This is a genomic window from Falsihalocynthiibacter sp. CO-5D18, from assembly GCF_041205445.1.
Lineage (GTDB): Bacteria > Pseudomonadota > Alphaproteobacteria > Rhodobacterales > Rhodobacteraceae > Falsihalocynthiibacter > Falsihalocynthiibacter arcticus.
The window spans coordinates 1-670 of the sequence record NZ_JBGFCF010000072.1 but is presented as its reverse complement, the minus strand read 5'-3'; the positions used below and the strand labels follow the sequence as shown (position 1 = coordinate 670).

Genomic DNA, 670 nt, shown 5'->3' with positions numbered 1-670 from the left:
GTCCTTCTGGGGGCATAGGCCCCCTTTTGGGTGAAAGTTGAGGTTTTCTGAGGTGGAACAACGGCTTACTTGGTTATTCCTGTTCCCTGCGGGTAGTTAGTCCGGCAAGACGCGCAGGATTAAGTCCCGATCAGGTTCGCCGTAGGCACCCTTGAGCGGTCCTGATTTGGCGGTGCCGCAAACGCAGTCTTCATGAACCTCTGACACCAAAAACTGGTGCTCGGGGATGTCATCGAAGGCAGCTATTATGACCGTTGAGCCTCTTTTGAGGGTTGGTTTGGTGCTCATGCTGCTTCCCTCCGTAACAGGAGGTCATGTAGCAAAAAGCCGAGCGTCACACTCAGTGGGAGCGGGTAGGGGAAAGGCTTGATAAGGTCTGGCAGACCAGCCAAAACGATCAACGCCCCTGCAAGTATCTGAGGAACGCTTAGGCTGTAGTTGGTTTTGGCCTTGAGGGCCCGATTTAGAGCAATACGGAAGGCTGTGCCTCCCAAGGTGAGTAGGGTGAATGTCGAGAGCATCGATATAAATCTCCATAAGGTTTTTTATATAGATGCCCGAGGTTCCTCACTTTTTTGGGTGAGCGGATTGACATAGATTGCCCTGGCTCAGTAGCTTTGGGGTGAAGAAATTGTTCTGTCAGCGAATTGAGAATGACGCGAACGGCCCA

2 protein-coding genes are annotated in these 670 nt (G+C 52.1%); both read right to left on the bottom strand.

The features are described 5' to 3' along the window. Positions 1-96: 96 nt before the first annotated feature. Positions 97-288: a hypothetical protein gene (locus tag AB9F27_RS21935; protein ID WP_369758208.1), complete on the bottom strand. Its 192-nt coding sequence runs from the start codon at positions 286-288 to the stop codon at positions 97-99. Further along, entirely contained in the window at positions 285-521 is a 237-nt protein-coding gene (locus tag AB9F27_RS21930) for a hypothetical protein (protein ID WP_369758207.1), read from the bottom strand. The genes AB9F27_RS21935 and AB9F27_RS21930 overlap by 4 nt, the downstream gene beginning before the upstream one ends. Positions 522-670 lie beyond the last annotated feature (149 nt).